This window comes from Sphingopyxis sp. LARHCG72 (genome assembly GCF_052871675.1).
Map to the genome: position 1 here is coordinate 872,027 of NZ_JBIXJU010000001.1, position 16,866 is coordinate 888,892.

Here is a 16,866-nt window from a genome sequence, read left to right on the forward strand (position 1 = left end):
GGGCTCGCGCGCCCGAAATTCAGCGGAAAGGATGAAAGCCTCATGCGTCAGATCGCCGTCCTTCCCTATCGATTCGGCGGCCCCGCACAGGACGGGCCGACCGAAATCCTGCTGATCACGTCGCGCGAGACGAAGCGCTGGGTGGTGCCGAAGGGCAATCCGTTGACCGGCATGACGCGCCACGCCGCGGCGGCGGTCGAAGCCGAGGAAGAGGCGGGCGTGATCGGTGCGGTCTGTCCGACCCCGATCGGCAGCTATGAATATCGGAAGCGCCGCGCTAACGGCGCGTCGATCATGTATAATGTCGAAGTCTTCCCGCTCGCGGTGACGAACGAGCTCGAAGACTGGAAAGAAATGGACGAACGCGACCGCAAATGGTTCTCGTTCCGCGACGCTGCGTCGGCGGTCGAGGAGCCCGATTTGCAGGCGCTGATCCGCTCGTTCGGCGATGGCGGTTTCCGCGCCGTCGCCCAGCCGCGCGGGGTCGTCGAAAATGTAGCAGACAAGACAGGGGTTAGCTGGATGTTCGCATGGTTTCAGCGTTTGCTGCCGCGACAGGGAAATTTCTTTGAATTGTTCGAAAGCCACGCCGCGACGCTCGTCGCGGGGGCGAACGCCTTGTCCCGCATGCTGCAGGGCGGCGAGGGCATGGCCGACCATGTCCAGGAAATCATCGAACGCGAACATGACGCCGACGCGATCACCCGCGAAGTCCTCCAGACGGTCCGCCGCACCTTCCTGACCCCGTTCGACCGCAGCGCGATCACCGACCTGATCGCCTCGATGGACGATGCGATCGACGAGATGCAGAAGACCGCGGGCGCGGTCGACCTGTACGATGTTACCGAATTCGAGCCCGAGATGCGCGATATCGCGGGGATCATCGTCGATGCCGCGCGGCTGACAGCCGAAGCGTTGCCGCTGCTCCGCAACATCGGCGCCAACGGCCCGCGGCTCCACGAGCTCACCGAGCGGCTGGTGCGGATGGAAGGTCATGCCGACGAGATCCATGCCGCCGGGCTCAAGCGCCTGTTCCGCGAGCATGGCGAATCGAATCCGACCCGTTTCCTGATCACGCGCGAACTCTTCCGCCATCTCGAGCGCGTCACCGACAGCTTCGAGGATGTCGCGAACGAAATCGACGGTCTGGTCATCGACCACGCATAAGCGGGGGCGCCCACCATGCACGAACTCGCTTTCCCGCTCCTCGTCGGCCTCGTCCTCCTCGCGCTGGCGTTCGACTTCCTCAATGGCCTGCACGACGCCGCGAACAGCATCGCGACCGTCGTCGCGACGCGGCTGCTGCGGCCGGTGCAGGCGGTGCTGTTCGCCGCCTTCTTCAATTTCGCTGCCTATTTCCTGTCGATCATCTTCCCCGAACTGCACAAGGTTGCGGAGACGATCGGCAAAGGGATTATCGATAAGGATCTCGTAACCCCGGCGGTCGTGTTCGGCGCGCTCGTTGGCGCGATGTTCTGGAATGTCGTGACCTGGCTCAAGGGCATTCCGTCGTCGTCGAGCCACGCGCTCGTCGGCGGGATCGTCGGCGCGGGCGTCGCGCATGCCGGGTTTGAGGGGATCGAGTGGACGGGCCTCAACAAGACCGTCATCGCGATCTTCCTGTCGCCTCTGCTCGGCATGATGCTCGCGATGCTCGTGATGCTGCTCAGCAGTTGGGCGCTGCGCCGCGCGACCGCGAAATTTGCCGAAACCACCTTCCGTCGCCTCCACCTCCTGTCGTCGGCCGCCTATTCGATCAGTCACGGGCTGAACGATGCGCAAAAGACGATGGGTATCATCACCGTCCTCCTCTATTCGACAGGCTATCTCGGCGGCGAATTCCATATCCCGCACTGGGTCGCGTTCAGCTGCTATGTCGCCATCGCGCTCGGCACGCTGTCGGGCGGGTGGAAGATCATCGAAACGATGGGCGGCCGCATCACCAAGCTGTCGCATCATCAGGGCTTTGCGGCCTCGACCGGCGGCTCGATCATGGTCTTCACGGCGAGCCTGCTCGGCATCCCGGTGTCGACGACGCATACGATCACGGGCAGCATCATCGGCGCGGGCGTCGCGCGCCGTGCCAGTGCCGTGCGCTGGGGCGTCGCGGGCAATGTCGTCGCCGCATGGTTCATCACCATCCCGGCGAGCGCGGTCGTCGCGGCGGCCTTTTACGGGATTACGCGCCTGTTCTGATCATTTCGCCGGGCGATAATCGACGCTCGCTCCGCCGACCAATCGCACGGGGAGATAGAAGCCGTTGCCATAGGCCTTGATCTCGCCCGTTTCGAAGCGGTCGACGTGGGTGCGGATAACAAAGGCGCCTTCGCGCCGCTGGTCGACCGCGCGGCGTATTTTGCCTTGCAGTTCGTCCAGATCCTTCGTGAAATTCTGCGTCAGCGCATCGGCGATCAACGGTGCAAAACCTTCGCTGCGGCCGAGCAGGATGAGCAGGTCGCCGCCGACGCCGTCGGTGTCGCCGTTGATGACGAGGTCGGTAAAATGGACCTCGGCCGAACCCGGCTTGTTGGCCGGGACCGCGGTCATCCAGATGCGGCCGTGCGTGGGTTCGCCCGACCGCATTTCCAGTTTCGCATCGACGTCTACCCCGACTGCGATCCGGCCGCCCTCGGCGCCATAGATGGTCGATTTTCCGAAGATTACCATCATCGGACCGAGTTTCGGCAGCACGAAGGGCCGCTTCGACCGTCTGGCGAGGGCGCGGTCGACGACGGGCTGGAGCTGCGCATAGTCGGCGATCACCGGCACGCGGACGTCGAGATGCGGTTTGGGGATTTCGCGGACGAGGCGCGGCAACGGGGTCGGCGCAGGATCGGCGGGGCGCCCCGAAACGAAGGTTTCGGTGATCGCTTCCATCCCGAGATTGAGGTTCAGCCGGTGTCCCTCGATCCGGTAGCCGCCGTAAAGGATGCGCTGCGGAGTGACGCGCATCCAGACCGGCGGGTTTTCGCGGTTGAGTTCGAGCGATGTGAAGCTTTGTCGCCACACGTCGGCCGCCTGTTTGCGGATATCGAGCTTCGCGATCTCGCGGGTCACCTCGCGCTCGACGCCCGCTATCACGGGTTTCAGCTTGGCATCGGCCTCGTCGGTGAAGGTGATGCGTTTGCCGAGAAAGTCGATTCCCGGCGCCTTGGTCCAGCCATAGGTGATGCGCGCCTTGCCCTGGGTGCGCCAGTCGGGCGTGAGTTCGACGCGGATGCGCGCGTGCGCCATCGCGGCGCCGGTTGCGGTCTCACCTTTCAATAGCCCGCCGACGTCGCGCGCGGCGATCCGGGCGTTCAGCGGGACATCGACCACGATCTCTGCCCCTTCACCGCGCAGCCGCAGCGGCCCGCGCGTGACCTGCCCGACGATCGTGCAGGCGATCGGCGGGGTGACCTTGACCTTCTTGCCGAAGACCTTGACCTGCTGCGGCTTCACGCACGCGCGCTCGTGGCGGTTGATCGTCCACAGCGTCTTCGGCACCGCGCGTTCGAGCGCCTGCTTGAGCGAGGCGGTATTGGCGTTGATCGGAACCGCGATCAGCGATTTCTGTGTCGGGGAGGGTGCCTTGTCGGTCGCGCGGGGCGGCGCTTCGACGTCGGTCCGGCGGTCGCAGGCGGCGAGCGTCGTGACGGTCAGCAACGCAGCGATCGGCAGTTGGATAAAGCGCATGGCGTGCCTCTGATGCAATCCGTCGGGTTTATAACATCGGCGGAAGGAAGCCGTTCCTGACGGAAAAGGCCAGCGCTCTTTTTCGCTTGACCCTGCAGTTGCTACAGGCCGTATGGGCCATCCGGGGTAGCCGGCTCTCGACGAGGACGGGCCGCCAGTCATTCGAATCCCGGAGCTGTTTTCATGTCGTTATTCCCGTTCCTTCGTTCATCGCTGCTCGCGGCGGGCCTCACTGCGCTTGCGCCCTTTGCTGCGGCGGAGGCTCGGGCGCAGGATGTGGCCAATCCCGAAGTCACGGGAGAGGAAGCCGAGGAAGAAGAGGAAGAGATTCTGGTCCAGGCGACGCGGTCGGGGCGCCGCGTTGAGGACGAGGCGATCCGCGTCGACGTGATCGGGCGGGAGGAAATCGAAGAGAAAATGCTGATGACACCGGGCAATGTCTCGATGCTGGTGGCCGAGACGCCGGGGGTGCGGGTGCAGGTCACCTCGCCGGGGCTTGGCGCGTCGAATGTGCGAATGCAGGGCATGTCGGGTCGCTATACACAGCTCCTCAGCGATGGCCTTCCGATCTATGGCGGCAATTCGTCGATCGGCCTCTTGCAGATTCCTCCGACCGACCTCGGGCAGGTCGAGGTGATCAAGGGGGCGGCGTCGGCGCTGTACGGCCCGTCGGCGCTCGCAGGCGTCATCAACCTCGTGTCGCGCCGCCCTCGGGCCGATCCCGAGGCCGAGATGATGCTTAACGCGACGACGCGGGGCGGGCAGGACGCGACCGCCTATGCTGCGACGCCGCTCGGCGACGACTGGAGCGCGTCGGTGACCGGCGGTTTCCATCGCCAGTCGCGCAAGGACCTCGACGGCGATGGCTGGACCGACATGGCGCGTTATGAGCGCTGGACGGTGCGCCCGCGGCTGTTCTGGGACCGCGGCGACGGCGCGAACGCGCTTGTCACGCTGGGCGTGATGGACGAGCGGCGTCGCGGCGGCACGATGCCGGACGCGACGGTGCCCGATGGCACGGCTTTCCCGCTCGACCAGAACAGCCGGCGGGTCGACGGTGGCATCGTTGCCGAACTGCCGGTCGAAGGCGTCGGCAAGCTGCAATTCCGCGCCTCGGGCACATCGCAGAAACACGACCATCTATACGGGGCAAGCCGCGAGGACAACCGGCACGACACCTTGTTCGCCGAGCTGTCGCTGGGCGGCCGGGCTGGCGATACGAGCTGGCTTGCGGGGGCGGCGGTGCAACGGGATCGCTACCGCAACGCGGCGTTCGAGGTCTTCGACTATCGTTACACGGTGCCCGCGCTATTCGTGCAGGCCGAGCAGGAATTCGGCGATCTGTTCGTGCTCGCGGGCAGCGCGCGGCTCGACGATCACAGCGATTTCGGTACGCGGTTGAGCCCGCGGCTGTCCTTGCTGGTCCGTCCCGATCGCTGGACGGTGCGGGCATCGGTTGGACGCGGCTTCTATGCACCGACGCCCTTTGTCGATGCGATCGACGAGGCTGGCCTGTCGCGGCTCGATCCGCCGGGCGCGCTGAAGGCAGAGGTTGCCGACACCGCTTCGCTCGACATCGGCTATTCAAACGGTCCGTTCGAGGCCAATCTGACGCTGTTCGGCTCGAACGTCGATCATGGACTGCAACTGCGCGAGGTCGCGGCCGACCGCGTGCGGATCGTCAACGCCGACGGCACGACGCGGGCGCGCGGTGCCGAACTGACAGCGCGCTATCGCTGGAATGATTTCGTCGTGCGCGGCAGCTATGTCTATGTCGACGCGAGTGAGCCCGACCCGTCGGGTTCGGGACGTCGCGCTACGCCGCGTACGCCGAAACATACCGGCGGGCTCGTCGCGATGTGGGAAAAGCATGGGCGCGGGCGTATCGGGATCGAGGCTTATTGCACGGGGCGGCAGAGCCTCGACGGCAATCCGTACCGCACCGAAAGCCGCCGTTATGTCGAGCTCGGCGCACTTGGCGAGATGACTTTCGGCAAGGTCAGCCTGTTCGTCAATCTGGAGAATATCCTCGACGTCCGCCAGACGCGGCACGACCCGATCGTGCTGCCCGCGCGTGCGCCCGACGGGCGCTGGACGGTCGATGCGTGGGGGCCGACCGACGGCTTTGTCGCGAACGCGGGGTTCAGGCTCCGCTTCGGCGGGGGCCACTGAGGCCGCTAGCCCGTGACCACCCCGAACAGATCATGCTCGTCGGCGTCCTCGATCTCGACATCGACGATATCGCCGGCCTTCAGGCTTGCCGCGACGTCGCGGAGGTAGACATGACCGTCGATCTCGGGCGCGTCGGCCTGTGAGCGGCCGGTCGCGCCGATGCTGCCGTCCTCGTCCGCCTCGCCGACCTCGTCGATGATCACCGGTAACGTGCGGCCGATCTTGGCTTCGAGCTTCGCGGCACTGATCGCGGCGGTTTTGTCCATAATCCGCTGGTAGCGCTCTTCCTTGACCTCTTCGGGCACCTGATCGTCGAGCGCGTTGGCTCGCGCGCCGGCGACCGGTTCGAAGCGGAAAGCGCCGACACGGTCCAGCTGCGCTTCGTCGAGCCAGTCGAGGAGATATTGGAAATCCTCTTCGGTCTCGCCGGGGAAGCCGACGACGAAGCTAGAGCGAATCGAAATGTCGGGGGCGACCTGGCGCCAGCTCTTCAGCCGTTCGAGCACCTTCGCCTCGTTCGCGGGGCGCTTCATGCGCTTGAGAACGCTCGGGCTCGCGTGCTGGAAGGGGATGTCGAGATAGGGCGTCAGCAGCCCCTCGGCCATCAGCGGGATGACCGCATCGACGTGCGGATAGGGGTAGACGTAATGGAGGCGCACCCACGGGGCGCGGCCTTCGCTCGTCTTCAATTGCCCGAGTTCGCGCGCGAGGTCGGTCATATGCGCGCGCACCTCGCGGCCGTGCCACTGACGCGGGTCGTGGCGGATGTCGACGCCATAGGCCGAGGTGTCCTGACTGATCACCAGCAGTTCCTTGGTGCCCGCGGCGACGAGCTTTTCGGCCTCGCGCAACACCGCGTCGATGCGGCGGCTGACGAGTTTGCCGCGCAGGTCGGGGATGATGCAGAAGGAGCAGCTGTGATTGCAGCCTTCCGAAATCTTGAGATAGCTGTAGTGGCGCGGGGTCAGCTTCAGCCCGCCCTCGGGGACGAGATCGATGAAGGGGCCCTGCGTCGGCGGCGCGGCGTCGTGGACGGCATCGACGACCTGCTCATACTGATGCGCGCCGGTGACCGCGAGCACGTTGGGAAAGCGCGCGCGGATGACCTCTGCCTCATTGCCCATGCAGCCGGTGACGATGACGCGGCCGTTCTCGGCCATCGCTTCGCCGATCGCCTCGAGGCTTTCTTCCTTCGCCGAGTCGAGGAAACCGCAGGTGTTGACGAGCACGACGTCGGCGCCCGCATAGTCGGGCGACAGGCCGTAACCGTCGGCGCGGAGCTTGGTCAGAATCCGTTCGCTGTCGACGAGCGCCTTGGGGCAGCCGAGCGAAACCATGCCGACCTTCGGCTGGGTGGGGAGCGTTTTGACTGTCATGATTGGCGGCGCCTTTAGTCGATTTTGCGGCCCTTGTCACGCGCAGTGCGTCGGGGCATGGGGCGTGCGGTTTTGACGAAAGGACAAAGGCGATGGCGATCGGCGCGTTTGCAGCGGTTTCGGCGGCGATGGCCGTGGTGGCGGGGGCGTTCGGGGCACATGGTGCGTCGGGGCCGCAAGAAGCCGAATGGTTGCGCACCGGCGGGCTGTACCAGCTTGTTCATGCGGTCGCGGCGCTCGCGATTATGGGCTTCGCGCGCGGGCCGGCGATCATGCTGCTGGCCGGGGGCGCGCTGTTCGCGATCACCCTCTATGCGATGGCGCTCGGCGGGCCGCGCTGGCTGGGTGCGGTCACGCCGATTGGCGGCATGCTGCTGATTATCGGCTGGCTGTGGGCCGGCGGGCTCTACTGGCGCGGCTAGTCGGCTTCGCACGCCTCGCACTGGATAACCTCGACGATCATGTCGCCGGGTTCGAGCTTGTTGGTCTCGGCTTCCCAAAAGCCATAGGGCTTGCCGCCACGATAGATACGCAGGCCGCGCCCGCCGCTCGCCAGCCGATCGAGGCTGCTGCCGATTTCCTCGCCGCTGACCGGGCGTTCGCGCAGCTGTACCTTGCCGCCCACCGCGGCGAGATCGGCCATATAGTCGGCAACATGCGCCCCCTGCGCCGATCCGGCGAGCAGCAGGCCGGTGAAGCTGACCGGGTTGATGACATTGCTGGCGCCCGCCTGCCGCGCGAGCAGTTCATTGTCCTGTGTGCGGATGACGACGCTGATCGGCACATGCGGCGCAAGGTGGCGCACCGTCAGCACGATCAGGATCGACGTGTCGTCGCGCCCCGCCGACACGAGCACCGACTGCGCTTCGGCAATCCGGACGTCGAGCAAGGTCTCATCGCTCGACGCGTCACCTTCGAGCACGTTGCAGCCCGCGTTTTCCGCGGCGTTGACGCGCCCCCGGTTGCTGTCGATCACGACGATGCACGCGGGGTCGGTGCCGCGCGCGATCAGTTCGCGCACCGCCTCGGCGCCGCTGACGCCATAACCCAATACGACGATATGGTTGGTGAGCTTTGCCTGGATGCGGGCCATACGCCATTTTTCCCATGTGCGCTTGAGGACGAAATTATAGGCGGTGCCGACGAAGATAAAGAGCACCATGATGCGGATCGGGGTGACGATCACCGCCTCGATCAATCGCGAGCGGTCGGATACCGGTGCGATGTCGCCGAACCCGGTCGTGGTGACCGAGATCATCGTGAAATAGACCACGTCGAGGAAGCTGATGTGGCCGTCGTGGCTGTCCTTCAGCCCGGCGCGGTCGATCCAGTGAACGAGCACGACGATCGCGATCAGGAAGAAGGCGACGCTGAGGCGCGTGATCACGTCGGCCCAGATTGGCCATTTGCTCGCGCGCTTCAGCAGGTGGAAGCCGCTCTGGATATGGAGCTTGGGGTTCGGCCGCTTGCTCATCGCGGCCCTTGTGCCAAAGCCGCGCGCGGAACGCTAGCCGCCATAAGCGCCGCGCAGCGCGGCGAGCGAGGCGTCGTGGGTCAGGTCGAGCTGGAGCGGGGTGACCGAGATATAATTGTCGTCGATCGCCTCAAGGTCGCTGTCGTGACCAAGGCTGTGTTCGATGCCGTGGAGGCCGAACCAGTAATAGCGATAGCCGCGCGGGTCGGTGCCTTCGACGATCGAGCCGCGGCCATAATCGTGGAAGCCCTGGCGGGTAACGCGAATGCCGCGGACTTCGGCGGCGGGGATCGCGGGGAAGTTGATGTTGATCAGCGTGCGCGGCGCCATCTCCATGTCGAGCAGCGGGCACAGCACCTTTGCGCCCCAGATTTCGGCGGCCTCGAACGGCACGCTGTCGCCCATGCCTTCCTTGGCATAAACTTGGCTCAGCGCGATCGCGGGGATGCCGGCCAGCGCGCCCTCGATCGCCGCCGAGACGGTGCCCGAATAGGTGATGTCGTCGCCGAGGTTGGCGCCGCGGTTGACGCCGGAGAGGATCAGGTCGGGCTTTTCGGGCATCAGCTTGCCGATCGCCATCATCACCGAATCGGTCGGGGTGCCGCTGCACGACCAGCGCCGTTCGTCGTGTTGGCGGATACGCACCGGACGCGACAGGGTGAGCGAGTGGCCCGCACCCGACTGTTCCTCGGCGGGCGCACAGACCCAGATATCGTCCGAAAGCTGGCGCGCGATCGCTTCGAGCACCGCCATGCCGGGGGCGTGATAGCCGTCGTCGTTGGTGAGGAGGATGCGCACTGTTTTGATCTTTCTCTCTTCGTCATGCCGGACTTGATCCGGCATCCATTCGGCGGCTGCTTTATGGACCCCGGATCAAGTCCGGGGTGACGACGGTTTAGGTGGCCGGGGTGAGTTTGGTAATCCCGCCCATATAGGGCAACAGCGCCGCCGGGATATCGACGCTGCCGTCGGCCTGCTGATAATTTTCGAGGATCGCAACGAGCGTGCGGCCGACCGCAAGGCCCGATCCGTTGAGCGTATGGACGAACTCGTTGCCCTTCACGTCTTCACGGCGAAAGCGGGTGTTCATGCGCCGCGCCTGGAAGTCGCCGCAGTTCGAGCAGCTCGAAATCTCGCGATAGGCGTTCTGACCCGGCAACCAGACTTCGAGGTCATAGGTCTTGCGCGCGGCAAAGCCCATGTCGCCGCTGCACAACAGCATCTTGCGGTACGGAAGTTCGAGCGCTTCGAGGATCGCCTCGGCGGCGCGCGTCTTGCGTTCGAGTTCGGCGTCGCTGTCCTCGGGGCGGACGATCGAGACGAGCTCGACCTTCCAGAACTGGTGCTGGCGGATATAGCCGCGCGTGTCGCGCCCCGCCGACCCGGCTTCGGAGCGGAAGCAGGGAGTGAGCGCGGTCATGCGGATCGGCAGTTCGGCTTCGGGCAGGATTTCCTCGCGCACGGCGTTGGTCAGGCTCATCTCGGAGGTCGAGATCAGCCAGCGCCCGTCGGTGGTCTGGAACAAATCCTCGCGGAATTTCGGGAGCTGCGTCGTCCCGTAAGCCGCCTCGTCGCGGACCATCAACGGGGTCGCGCATTCGGTATAGCCCGCGTCGATCGTCTGCCTGTCGATCATATACTGGCCGAGCGCACGTTCGAGCCGCGCCATCTGGCCCTTCAGGAAGGCGAAGCGCGCGCCCGACATCTTGGCCGCGGTCTCGAAATCGAGGCCGAGCGCGGGTGCGAAGTCGGCATGTTCCTGCGGCGCGAAGTCGAAGCTGCGCGGCGTGCCCCAACGTGCAATCTCGACATTGCTTTCTTCATCCTCGCCATCCGGAACGTCCGCAGCGGGGATATTCGGCAGCGCGGAAAGCAGGTCCTGCAGCGCGGCAAGCTGTTCGCGCTCGGCGTCTTCCTTGGCGGGAAGCGCGGTCTTGAGGTCGGCGACCTCGGCTTTCAGCGCTTCGGCCTTGTCCTTGTCGCCCTGCGCCATCGCCTGGCCGATCAGCTTCGACGCCTCGTTGCGGCGCGCGAGCGACCCCTGGATCTCGGTCTGCAGCGCGCGCAGCGACGCATCGGCCGCCACGATGCGGGCGGACAGGGGTTCGAGGCCGCGGCGCGCGAGGCCGGCGTCGAACGCTTCGGGATTGTCCCGGATCAGGCGGATATCGTGCATGGCGGCGCTATGGCGTTGCCGCCCGCCCCGCGCAAGTCCGTCGTGCCACTTCGGCTGTTGTGACGCAGTCCAGCTGATGCGTCCGGCGTGTCCTTCCCGCATAAAAAAGGGCTACCCCGAAGGGCAGCCCTTAGTTCGGTGGTCCGGGTTAGCCCCCCAAACCGCCAGTGGATCTCTTTCAAGCCGCGTCGGCATCGTCGTCGTTGCGGTTCGCCGCGCGGCGGCGCGCGACGAGCGCGGCTGCTGCTGCGCCGAACAATAGCATCATCGGCGGTGCAGGAACAGGGGTCGGGTCGCCCGAGGAACTGCTGGTGCTGCCGCCCGAGCTCGACGACGAGGACGAACTCGACGACGAGCTGCTCGACGAGGACGAGGAACTGGTGCTGCCGGTCGACCCGAAGCTGCTGCTGCCGCCCGTAGCGCCGCTCGATGTGCTGCTGCTCGACGACGAAGACGACGAGCTCGAGGACGAGCTGCTGCTCGACCCGCCCGAACTGCCGTGCGACGAGCTGCCGTGCGAGGAGCTGCCCCAACCCGAGCTGCCCTTCGACGAACTGCCGCCCGACGACGAGGAACTCGACGACGACGAAGATGAAGAGGACGAAGAACTCGAGGACGAACTGCTGCTCGACGATGAGGTGCTGACACTGCCGGTCGAGGTCGAGACGCCGCCGGTCGAGGTCGTTGTCGAGACGCTGCCCGTCGAAGTCGAAACGCCGCCGGTGGAAGTGGAGACGCTTCCGGTCGAGGTCGAGACGCCGCCGGTGGAGGTCGAAACGCCGCCCGTTGATGTCGAAACGCTACCGGTCGAAGTCGAAACGCCCGATGAGGTGCTGCTCGACGTGCTCACGCCGCCGGTGGTCGTCGAGGTGACGACGATGCTCCCGCTGCTGCCGCCGCCCGAGCTGCCGCCAAAGAAGCCGCCGAAGAAGCCGCCGCCGAAGCCACCACCAAAACCGCCCCCGATCACGGTGACGCCGCCGCCACCGCCGCCGCCTTCGAACCCCGTCTGCGGGAAAGGCGCATAGGGGATCGGGGGCAGGGGGATCGTCTGCGTGACAACCTGGGTCTGCGGCGTCGCGGTGCGAATGACGCGCTTCGTCGTGACGACGCGGCGCACGCGCTTGACCGGCTTGCGCGCGGCATGGCGCTTGCGCACAACCTTCTTGCCGACGCAGGGCGTGCACGATTGGACCGTCTGGGCGCGCGCCTTCGGAACATCCGCAATCTGCATCGCGCCGCTACCGATGATTGCGCCGCCGCAGGTGCAGGCGCAAAGCTTGGCAAGGGCCATTCGGACAGACATAGGTTTCTCTTTCTTTCCCGTTGCAGGTGCAAAGCGCCACCGACCGACACCCAATTCACCTTCGCTATAACCGAAAAGGCCAAAGCTTTGTGAACGCGGCAATTGCGTTAACCGCGTTTGCCTGTCCGAGAGCGGGAAACGCGACGCGGAATCAACAAAAATCACTGTATCTGTCCCAAAACAGAACGGATTCTGCAACAATTCTATGCGATTGGTTAACCTTCGGACCTAAATTGCCGCCGCACGGAGGGCATCGCCCGATCGCGGTCGGGTCGCAGAATCGCGCTTGCAGCCCTGCTGGTTCATCCCTGCTTCACGGGTCGTCGCTATCCGCTGCTTCGGCGCTTGTATCGTCGCCAGCGGCTGGTTATAGGCGCGCCACTCCCCGCACCGCTCGGCGGCCCGCGGGGTGACAGGAAAGGACGCGAGAGCCCCTCATGCCGACCAAGATTGCCGACGTTGGCGCTGACGCGCTTCGCGAAGCCAAATCCAATCTCGATTCGGATTATGTCCCCAGCGACGACGAAGAGTTCATGAACGAGCGGCAGCAGGATTATTTCCGCGGCCTGCTCCTCGCCTGGAAAAAGTCGATCCTCTCCGAATCCGAATCGACGCTGGCGCACCTTCAGGACGGACCGCTGCGCGAACCCGACCTCGCCGACCGCGCATCGAGCGAAACCGACTGGGCCATCGAACTGCGCACCCGCGACCGCCAGCGCAAGCTGATCGCCAAGATCGATTCGGCGATCCGCCGCATCGACGAAGGCGAATATGGCTATTGCGCGGTGACCGGCGAGCCGATTTCGCTCGCGCGCCTGCAGGCGCGCCCGATCGCGACGATGACGCTGGAGGCGCAAGAGCGCCACGAGCGCAACGAACGGATTTCGCGCGAAGATTGATCGTGTGGCGTCGCGGCGCCCCATTTACGATTCCGCAACGACCGGGTCCTAGATTCGCCGCCTCGATAAGTTGAGGAATGGGGCGCAAATGGATTCGCAACGACCGGCATCGGTGGACGAGGAAGTCGCGGCACTGTCACGCGGTGCCGATCGCGACAGCCTGTTCCTGCAGGCCAGCCTGATCCTGCCCGGGGCCAATCCGGTCACCGTGCGCGTGCGCAACCTGTCGCCCGGCGGGATGCTTGCCGAAGCGAGCGTGAATGTTGCGCAGGGCGAAGCGGTTCAGGTCGACCTTCGCAATGTAGGCCCGGTTGCGGGCCGTGTTATCTGGGCGGGTGAGGGCAAGTTCGGGATCGCGTTCGACCGGCCGGTCGATCCGCAGGCCGTTCGCCGTCAGGTGGTTTCGCCTTCCGATTTGCCGCCGCATCTGCGGCGTACGGGCCTCGAAAAAGGCCCCTTCTATCGCCGGCGCTGATGCGTCCTTTCACAGGGTAGCATCAGCGGGGCGATAGCGCTGGCGATCAGGCGATCGCGAGCATCTCTTCCTTGAGTTTCAGTTTCTGCTTTTTGAGCTGGGCAAGCACACCGGTATCGGGGGCGGGGCGACGCTCTTCATTCGCAATTTTCACATCGAGGTCCGCGTGGCGGGACTTCAGGGTGGAAAGGTGCGACGTGCTCATTGGCATTCTCCTTTTCGACTCGATGGGCAGGGCGAAGTAAAACATGAAACGGCCGCAATGTCGTGGCGATTCGGCCAAGCGGTCCCCGTTGCGGACCAGTGGTGAACGTGGCAGGGAGGCCGTGTGAACCCGGAGGAAATTACCCAGCGCCTGGAACTGCTTCGCGTCGAGCATCGCGATCTCGACGCGGCGATCATCGCGCTCGGCACCGCGGCGGTTCCCGACCAGTTGCAGCTCGCACGGCTCAAGAAACGCAAGTTGCGCCTGCGCGACGAGATCGCCTGGTGCGAGGACCAGCTACTCCCCGACATCATCGCGTAGGGATCGGTTCCGGTCGCCTGAATCAAAACGGGACGGCCGGATGACCAGATTTCATGGTTACCGCCATTGCCGAGCTGGCCGGGGGCATGGCATCCCCGCCGTCATGGTCGGCGGGCGAACGAATATGGCGGCAATCGACATCCCCGTGCAGCGGGCACAGGTCGAAAATCTTTATGTCGAAGCGATGCTGCTCGCCGACGAGGCGCACGCCGCCTTTGCCGCGCAGCGCGATCTGGGTACGCTCGGCGGCGACGCGCTGTCGCAGATCGGCCTCGCGTGCGAATCGCTGAAGACCACGACGCGGCTGATGCACATCATCGCGTGGTTGCTTCACCGCCGGGCGATGTTCGCGGGCGATCCCGGCGCGGGACCGAACGACAGCGCGGCGCGCATCGGTGGGCCGGTCGCGGCCGACTGGGATGTGTGCGCCGGTTTCGAAGATCCTGTCCGTCGCATGGTCGCCGCCAGCGAACGGCTGTTCGAACGCATCGCGACGATCGAGGCGGGGTGGGAAGCGCCGCCCGTCACCCCCGTGCAGCAGCTGCTCGCGCGGCTGGAGGCGCGGCTGTAACCCGTCGCCCCGCCTGCGGGATCGGTCAGTTCGTCACCAGGCCCCGGGCGGCAAGCCAGCTTGCCATGACGGCCAGATATTCGGGTGAGTCGGCCTGCTCGGTCCCGTCATATTTCGGGTCGAGCGCAATCTTTTCGTCGACCGACACCTGCATCGCGTGATCGGCGCCCGCAACGACATGGACTTTCAACTGGGGCATACGCGTGGCCACGGCCTTCAGTCGCTCGACCGATCTGGTGACCGGCACGACCGCGTCGTTGGTGCCGTACAGGACGAGCATCGGTATGGTGACGGCGGTCAGATTGGTCAGCGGATCATTCTCGATCTCCTTGCGCCATCCCGAAACCTCGCGGTCGCGCACCGTCTCGCCCATATAGAGATATTTGAACCAGGGCCTGGTCTTGGCGCCGTCGATCATGCGCTGGGCGGCGTCCTTGCTCGCGGTGCCGCGCATGTAATCGTCGACCGCTTTCCGGGTTGCGACCATCTGGTCGATATCGGCCTGGGAATAGCCATTGGCCCGCAGATGATTGGTCGACGAGAAGATCATCTGGACGTCGGCGGTGACGACGGGCGCGGATACCGAAATCACGAACGCGATGTCGGGGCTGCGCGACGCGGCGAGCGGCGAAATCCATCCGCCCTGGCTCAATCCCCATGTGCCGATGCGCCTGGGATCGATGCGGGGATCCGCTTTCAGGCTTTTGACTGCGGCGATCGCGTCGTCGGCGAGGGTCGTGAAATTTCCTCCTGCGTCTTTCGTCCCCGACCGTCCCGACCCGCGCCGGTCATAGGTGAAGACGGCAATCCCGAGCGCGGGCAACGCCGTTTTCAGATGATCGTAGAGCGACGCATTGCCGAGCGGCGAGGATGCGCTGTGCGTGACCACGATCGCAGCGACCGGCTTGCTGCTGCGCGGCAGGTAAAGCGTTCCCGAAAGCTCGGCGTCACCGCTGGTGAACCGGTGGTCCTCGGTCGCAACGACGGTCGTTGCCGGAGCGCTCCACGGCACCTCGGACGCGGTCGGCGCCGCCGAAGCCCGCTGGGGTGAACAGAGCAGCGCGGTGAGTGCGTACAGGGCGATGGCGGGGCGCATCGATCGATCTCCGGGGCGGGGAAAAGACGTCATTGTCGGGAACCCAGCCATTCGACCCACGCGCCATGGGCGTGGGAGCGGCCAAGCATCCGCGGCGCGCCGCCGTCCGGCCAGTATCGCACGACCAGTTCGTGATGATGCACCGTGCGATTGGCTTCGAGCGCGATCCATGCCAGCGGCCGCCCGGCGGTCGCGCGTGCGCCCGCGGCTTCGATCGCTGCGGTGACGCGGGCCTGCTGGTCGGCGGGAACATATTGCCAGACGATCGAATGCATCAGCACGCGCGTCGCGCCCTCCGTCTGCGGCCGCGCGAGTTCGGCTTCGACGAAATCGGCAGCATTGGCACGGATCAGCTGCGGCGGTTCTTCGGTCGCGGCGGCGATCGCCGCTTCCATGCGTGCAAAGCGGATATGATGCTCGGGCCAGATATAGGCCTTTAGCCGCAGCGCCTGCGCCGGGTCGGTCAGGTCGACGGGCGCGACGTCGCATCCTTTCAATCCGTCAAAGGCAATATCGTGGATCGGCGGATGGTTGCCGCGCCAATCGGGCGCAAAGGCCATCGCGCCGGGCCGCGGGCCGACCTGCACGCCGCCGAGGTCATAATGATAGCGGTCGATCATCAGGTTGATCCCGGCGCTCGACCCGATTTCGAGGCAGTCGAACAGCGGCGGTAATCCCTGATCCGCGAGCCAGAGCATCGCCGCGATGAAGTTCGACGACCGACCCGCCTCGTTGGTCTGCGGCGGGCCGTCGAGCCAGGGGAGCAGCGCCGCCTCGTGCCGGTGGACGGCGCCCGCGATGATCGCGGCGTCGTTGATATCCTCGGCGTCGGCATAGATCGGCGCGAGTTCGTCGGCGATTCCCGACAGGTGCAGCGCATGGAGACCGCCGGCAGCGCGCAGCGGCAGCGCGTCGGCGAGCGGGGCGCCCTCCCAGCCGGCGATGCGCCGCGCGAATTCGCTTGCCGGATCGTCGAGCAAGGTCGCCAGCGCGGCGACCACGCGGGCGGTGACGCGCGCATCGTTGGCGCGGCAATAGGCAACCTGATTGGCGAAAGCGGTACGCACGGCCCCGGGGCCGGTTTCGGCCATGTCGATCGGCTTGTAACGCTCGCTCATTG

The 16,866-nt window shown here is 65.6% G+C and carries 17 protein-coding genes; 9 read left to right on the forward strand and 8 right to left on the reverse strand.

The window, feature by feature from the left end:
* Window positions 1–42: 42 nt before the first annotated feature.
* A complete protein-coding gene (locus ACIPPQ_RS04270) occupies window positions 43–1,167 on the forward strand; it encodes a DUF47 family protein (protein WP_327455309.1) in 1,125 nt (374 codons plus the stop codon).
* 15 nt (window positions 1,168–1,182) lie between these two features.
* Window positions 1,183–2,196: an inorganic phosphate transporter gene (locus ACIPPQ_RS04275; RefSeq protein WP_327455312.1), complete on the forward strand. Its 1,014-nt coding sequence runs from the start codon at window positions 1,183–1,185 to the stop codon at window positions 2,194–2,196.
* Here ACIPPQ_RS04275 and ACIPPQ_RS04280 read toward each other — a convergent pair whose 3' ends face one another.
* Window positions 2,197–3,675 carry a DUF4403 family protein gene (locus tag ACIPPQ_RS04280; RefSeq protein WP_446542948.1) on the reverse strand — a complete coding sequence of 493 codons (1,479 nt, stop codon included), beginning with the start codon at window positions 3,673–3,675 and terminating at the stop codon, window positions 2,197–2,199.
* 183 nt (window positions 3,676–3,858) lie between these two features.
* Here ACIPPQ_RS04280 and ACIPPQ_RS04285 point away from each other — a divergent pair, with 183 nt between their 5' ends.
* Window positions 3,859–5,847 carry a TonB-dependent receptor plug domain-containing protein gene (locus ACIPPQ_RS04285; RefSeq protein WP_446542949.1) on the forward strand — a complete coding sequence of 663 codons (1,989 nt, stop codon included), beginning with the start codon at window positions 3,859–3,861 and terminating at the stop codon, window positions 5,845–5,847.
* Between the two features lie 5 nt (window positions 5,848–5,852).
* On the opposite strand, the gene rimO is transcribed toward ACIPPQ_RS04285, so the two are convergent.
* Window positions 5,853–7,223, reverse strand: coding sequence for a 30S ribosomal protein S12 methylthiotransferase RimO (gene rimO / locus ACIPPQ_RS04290; RefSeq protein ID WP_446542950.1), 1,371 nt, complete (start codon window positions 7,221–7,223; stop codon window positions 5,853–5,855).
* A 92-nt stretch (window positions 7,224–7,315) separates the two neighbouring features.
* Here rimO and ACIPPQ_RS04295 point away from each other — a divergent pair, with 92 nt between their 5' ends.
* Complete coding sequence (locus tag ACIPPQ_RS04295) at window positions 7,316–7,645, forward strand: DUF423 domain-containing protein (RefSeq protein ID WP_446542951.1); 330 nt, start codon at window positions 7,316–7,318, stop codon at window positions 7,643–7,645.
* On the opposite strand, the gene ACIPPQ_RS04300 is transcribed toward ACIPPQ_RS04295, so the two are convergent.
* From ACIPPQ_RS04300 to serS, 3 genes are all read right to left on the reverse strand, one after another.
* Complete coding sequence (locus ACIPPQ_RS04300) at window positions 7,642–8,697, reverse strand: potassium channel family protein (RefSeq protein ID WP_446542952.1); 1,056 nt, start codon at window positions 8,695–8,697, stop codon at window positions 7,642–7,644. The genes ACIPPQ_RS04295 and ACIPPQ_RS04300 overlap by 4 nt on opposite strands.
* A 33-nt stretch (window positions 8,698–8,730) precedes the next feature.
* Window positions 8,731–9,495, reverse strand: a complete 765-nt coding sequence (surE, locus tag ACIPPQ_RS04305; RefSeq protein WP_446542953.1) for a 5'/3'-nucleotidase SurE — start codon at window positions 9,493–9,495, stop codon at window positions 8,731–8,733.
* Window positions 9,496–9,592: 97 nt separating this feature from the next.
* Window positions 9,593–10,873, reverse strand: a complete 1,281-nt coding sequence (gene serS / locus ACIPPQ_RS04310; RefSeq protein WP_446542954.1) for a serine--tRNA ligase — start codon at window positions 10,871–10,873, stop codon at window positions 9,593–9,595.
* 167 nt (window positions 10,874–11,040) lie between these two features.
* On the opposite strand from serS, the gene ACIPPQ_RS04315 reads away from it, so the two are divergent.
* From ACIPPQ_RS04315 to ACIPPQ_RS04325, 3 genes are all read left to right on the forward strand, one after another.
* A complete protein-coding gene (locus ACIPPQ_RS04315; protein WP_446542955.1) occupies window positions 11,041–11,901 on the forward strand; it encodes a hypothetical protein in 861 nt (286 codons plus the stop codon).
* 715 nt (window positions 11,902–12,616) lie between these two features.
* A complete protein-coding gene (gene dksA / locus ACIPPQ_RS04320; protein ID WP_039572520.1) occupies window positions 12,617–13,078 on the forward strand; it encodes an RNA polymerase-binding protein DksA in 462 nt (153 codons plus the stop codon).
* An 88-nt stretch (window positions 13,079–13,166) separates the two neighbouring features.
* Window positions 13,167–13,553 (forward strand): PilZ domain-containing protein, encoded by a 387-nt coding sequence (locus tag ACIPPQ_RS04325; protein ID WP_446542956.1) that lies wholly within the window; start codon window positions 13,167–13,169, stop codon window positions 13,551–13,553.
* Window positions 13,554–13,599: 46 nt separating this feature from the next.
* Here ACIPPQ_RS04325 and ACIPPQ_RS04330 read toward each other — a convergent pair whose 3' ends face one another.
* A complete protein-coding gene (locus ACIPPQ_RS04330) occupies window positions 13,600–13,758 on the reverse strand; it encodes a DUF465 domain-containing protein (RefSeq protein WP_083435846.1) in 159 nt (52 codons plus the stop codon).
* 123 nt (window positions 13,759–13,881) lie between these two features.
* On the opposite strand from ACIPPQ_RS04330, the gene ACIPPQ_RS04335 reads away from it, so the two are divergent.
* Window positions 13,882–14,079, forward strand: a complete 198-nt coding sequence (locus ACIPPQ_RS04335; protein ID WP_327455334.1) for a YdcH family protein — start codon at window positions 13,882–13,884, stop codon at window positions 14,077–14,079.
* Between the two features lie 40 nt (window positions 14,080–14,119).
* Complete coding sequence (locus ACIPPQ_RS04340; protein ID WP_446542957.1) at window positions 14,120–14,650, forward strand: DUF1465 family protein; 531 nt, start codon at window positions 14,120–14,122, stop codon at window positions 14,648–14,650.
* A 25-nt stretch (window positions 14,651–14,675) separates the two neighbouring features.
* Here ACIPPQ_RS04340 and ACIPPQ_RS04345 read toward each other — a convergent pair whose 3' ends face one another.
* Window positions 14,676–15,746, reverse strand: a complete 1,071-nt coding sequence (locus ACIPPQ_RS04345) for an alpha/beta hydrolase family protein (protein WP_446542958.1) — start codon at window positions 15,744–15,746, stop codon at window positions 14,676–14,678.
* Between the two features lie 29 nt (window positions 15,747–15,775).
* Window positions 15,776–16,864, reverse strand: a complete 1,089-nt coding sequence (locus ACIPPQ_RS04350) for a DUF2332 domain-containing protein (RefSeq protein WP_446542959.1) — start codon at window positions 16,862–16,864, stop codon at window positions 15,776–15,778.
* Window positions 16,865–16,866 lie beyond the last annotated feature (2 nt).